Annotated in this window: 3 protein-coding genes and 1 pseudogene; all 4 read left to right on the top strand. The window is 41.7% G+C overall.

Going from position 1 to position 3,930, the window contains the following annotated elements; translation table 11 throughout:
* A pseudogene (gene bioA, locus L652_RS01000000123740) lies at window positions 1-961 on the top strand (adenosylmethionine--8-amino-7-oxononanoate transaminase); the annotation flags it as partial.
* A 171-nt stretch (window positions 962-1,132) separates the two neighbouring features.
* Entirely contained in the window at window positions 1,133-1,945 is an 813-nt protein-coding gene (locus L652_RS0111775; protein ID WP_002961238.1) for a hypothetical protein, read from the top strand.
* A complete protein-coding gene (locus tag L652_RS0111770; protein WP_024603465.1) occupies window positions 1,946-2,986 on the top strand; it encodes an extracellular solute-binding protein in 1,041 nt (346 codons plus the stop codon).
* Window positions 2,986-3,930: ABC transporter permease subunit (locus tag L652_RS0111765; RefSeq protein ID WP_024603464.1), on the top strand; the 945-nt coding region annotated here is incomplete at its 3' end. The genes L652_RS0111770 and L652_RS0111765, both read left to right, overlap by 1 nt.

Here is a 3,930-nt window from a genome sequence, read left to right as displayed (position 1 = left end):
GCTCGGTAAGTGTTGAAGTGGCAATAAAAATGGCGCTGCAATATTGGTTAAGCCAAGGTATTACTACAAAACAAAAATTAATGACGCCTTACAAGGGCTACCATGGCGACACGTTTGCAGCCATGAGCGTATGCGACCCCGTTAACTCAATGCATAGTTTATATTCAGGCTTTTTACCTGAACACGTTTTTGTGCCTGCACCGGTTAGTCAATTTGGGTTCGAGTTTAACCAAACTGAAGCCCAAGAGCTTGAAGAATACTTTAAAGCAAACCACAGCCAAGTAGCCGCCTTTATCATTGAGCCTATTGTACAAAACGCAGGTGGCATGAACTTTTATCATCCTGATTATTTAGCCTGCGTCCGTAAATTATGCACCCACTATAACGTACTACTAATTTGCGACGAAATTGCCACAGGCTTTGGCCGTACAGGTAAATTATTTGCTGTAGAGCACGCCAATATAGAGCCCGATATAATGTGTATTGGTAAAGCATTAACTGGCGGCTCAATGACGTTATCGGCCANACTATAACTAGCGATAAAATAGCGATTGGCATAAGCGAAGGTGAAGCAGGTGTTTTAATGCACGGCCCTACGTTTATGGGTAACCCACTTGCCTGTGCAGCGGCCTGCGCAAGTATTGATTTATTACTTAAGCAAAACTGGCAACAACGAATAAAGCAAATTAACACCCAACTACAACAACTTCATAAATGCAGTGAACTTAATGCAGTTGCTAATGTGCGTACCTTAGGTGCAATAGGTGTTGTTGAACTAAACGAGGCTGCTGGCAATGTTGATGTTGCTAAAATTCAGGCCTATTTTGTAGAGCAAGGTGTATGGATACGCCCATTCGGTAAACTAATTTACCTTATGCCACCGTATATAAGTGACGACACAAGTATAAAAACACTGTGTGATGCCATTTATAATGCCATTAAAGGCAAGCATTACGCTTAATAGTCGGTCTCAATAACTAATCCTAATACAGGTTATAGCGCTATTTGCTGTAACCTACCGCTACATTTAGTGTTTTTATCTATTAAGCGAGTTTGTAGTTATTGATCTCGTTAACCATTAGCTATATGATAATGTCTATCATTTACAATTACCTTTTTGGACTTCTTTGCTATGAAATTACTATTTAAACCAGCCAAAACTTTAGGTGCAAGCCTTTTACTAGCCTCGGCGTTTATGGCTCAACCAGTATTAGCTAACGGCCCTATTGGCGAGCATGTTAATCATCTTCAAGCTAACCTCAAAAGTTACGCAGAAGAAGTAGAATGGATGGTAGGCAAAGTTGATACCATGGTAAGCGACTACGATACTAAAGGCGCAAAATCTGTAAAAACTGATGATTTAATTGAATATTGGGAATCAGTTAAGTTTCACAGCGCAATAGAAACTAACTTTGTACCAGTATACGCTTCTATTTGGCAGGGTCTTTATGGCGTAAAAATGGCCATTGATAATAAAGAGCCTGCTGAGGAAGTTCGTAAACAGCAAAAAGCGATGAACATAGCCTTGTGGCAAGGCCTTGGGGCTGTTAAGCTTGCTGCAAAATTCCAGCAAAAAGGCTTGTTAGACACTGTAAAAGCAACCGCTACAACTCAAATGACACAAAGTGCCACAATTGATGAAATTAAGCACAAATTAGACCGTGTAGTAGCAAAATTTGCTGAGCGTTTACGAGACGAAGCAACTGAAATTGTTCACGATACTTATCTGCACCTGTTTGAAGGCGTTGAAGGTACACTTATTGAACAAGATGCAAAACTAGTTGAAGTGCTGGAAAAAGACTTTAACGTAACACTGCCACAAGCCATTAAAAACAGCAAAAGCGTAGACGAAGTACGCGACGTGATCAGTGATATGCAAACAAAATTAGACCGCGCTAAGGTTTTAATAGAAAAAGCCGAAAAAGCACGTAAGGATGTATTTTAAGTGAAGCGTAGGACCTTTATTCAAGGCCTAGCTGCGTTAGGGGTGGTTGGCTCATTGCCACTGCCTCTTTCTCGTGCGCTAGCCGCTGATATAGCAAACCCTGTTTCTGTTGACGATTTACCAAAGCTCAAAGGCGAGTTAACGCTTTATTTAGGCCGAGGCGAAGGTGGTTTGTATGAAAACGTATTACAAGCAATCCAGAAAAAAAATCCAGACTTTAAACTCGGTATACGCCGAGGTCCTACTGCTGCTTTAGCAAATACCATTGTTGCAGAAGCTAAAGCTGGCGTTCGCCGCGCTGATTTATTTTGGGCAGTTGATTCAGGCGCAATTGGTTTAGTAACTGATGCTGGCCTTGCACAACCTATCCCAGGTGATTTATCTGCTCAGTTACAACCACAATTTAGATATAAAGAGTGGGCACCTGTAACTGGCCGTATTCGTACATTGCCATATAACACGTCGCGTTTGACTAAAGATCAAATTCCAACAAGTATTATGGAAATTGCCGACAGCGATTTAAGTATTGGCTGGGNGCCCGCCTACGCTTCTTTTCAATCGTTTGTAACCGCAATGCGAATTTTAGAAGGCGATGACAAAACCGCTAAGTGGCTTAAAAAGATTCAAAAACGTGCTAAAACATACGCCGGCGAGCTAGGTGTTGTTATGGGCGTTGAACGCGGTGAAGTTGATATTGGTTTTGCAAATCACTATTACACTTTACGTTTAAAATCAGGTAAGCCTGATGCCAAGCTAGATTTAGCATTTACACAAAATGATGCGGGCTGTTTAGTTAATGCATCGGGTGTATTAGCGCTTAACGACGATCCGCTTGCAACTAACTTTATGCGTTACTTACTAAGTAAAGAAGTACAAGGTTACTTAGCCAGTGAAGCGTACGAAATTCCGTTAGTAAATGGTATTACCCAACCTGAGGGTTTACCGTCACTTGCTAATATTTCTCCACCTAAAGTAGATTTAACACAGCTAGCTGATTTACGTCCTACTATAGATTTGATGCGAAGCAGCGGCGTATTGTAATGAAAATACCTGCCTCTTATCCAATGGCGCTGCTTGCAGCGCTTGTTGCGCTTACCCCTGTTTATGTATTAATTGTGCTTGCAAGCGATGCGAGCTCAGTGTTTGACACCCACAATCTTCAAATTTTAGGTAACACGTTATCGTTAATGGGTTTAACGGTACTTGGATCTATTTTAATTGGTGTGCCACTGGCGTTTATTAGCGCGTATGTGCATTTACCATTTAAAAAGCTCTGGCTGGTTGTATTTGCAGCCCCACTGGCAATTCCCAGTTATATTGGCGCATTTACACTTTATGCTGCTTTTGGCCCCGGTGGCGAAATAAATACCTTAACAGGAATAGAAACACCATCAATGTATGGCCTAACAGGTGCCGCCATTGTAATGACGCTTTATACCTTCCCGTTTGTAATGATGACAACTCGCTCATCCCTACTGAGCCTTGACGCAAGCATGGTTAATGCCGCACGAACGCTGGGCATGTCGATGACGCAAAGTATATTTAAAGTTATATTACCGCGCGTAGTTAACGGTATTGCAGCAGGCTCATTGTTAGTCGCGCTTTATACGTTATCAGACTTTGGCACGCCGGCAATGATGCGCTTAGATACTTTTACCCGCGTAATTTACGTTGAATACAATGCCTTTGCGTTAGGACGCGCTGCAATGCTTTCACTTCAACTGATGGTTATTGTCGGTTTTTTACTTTTAGTTGAATCACAAATAAAAACAGCGCCTGAGCGCCATGGTCGCCCGTTAATTTTATTTCCAAGTAAAGTACAATTAAGTGCCATGTTTGTTACGTTTGCACCTGTTTTACTGCTTGCTATTGGCTTGCCTTTGGCTATATTTTCGCTTTGGTTAGCTCGCGATGGTTTTAGCTCATTTGATTTTAATATTGCATGGAACTCTACGTATGCATCGGGTATTGCGGCAATTGTAGCC

The sequence above is a fragment of the Pseudoalteromonas sp. TB25 genome, from assembly GCF_000497995.1.
Lineage (GTDB): Bacteria > Pseudomonadota > Gammaproteobacteria > Enterobacterales > Alteromonadaceae > Pseudoalteromonas > Pseudoalteromonas distincta.
This window is presented reverse-complemented; position numbering and strand designations above follow the sequence as displayed.

Coding starts and splice junctions, on each gene's coding strand:
- L652_RS0111775 (WP_002961238.1), top strand. CDS start 1,133: ATGAAATTACTATTTAAACCAGCCAAAACTTTAGGTGCAAGCCTTTTA.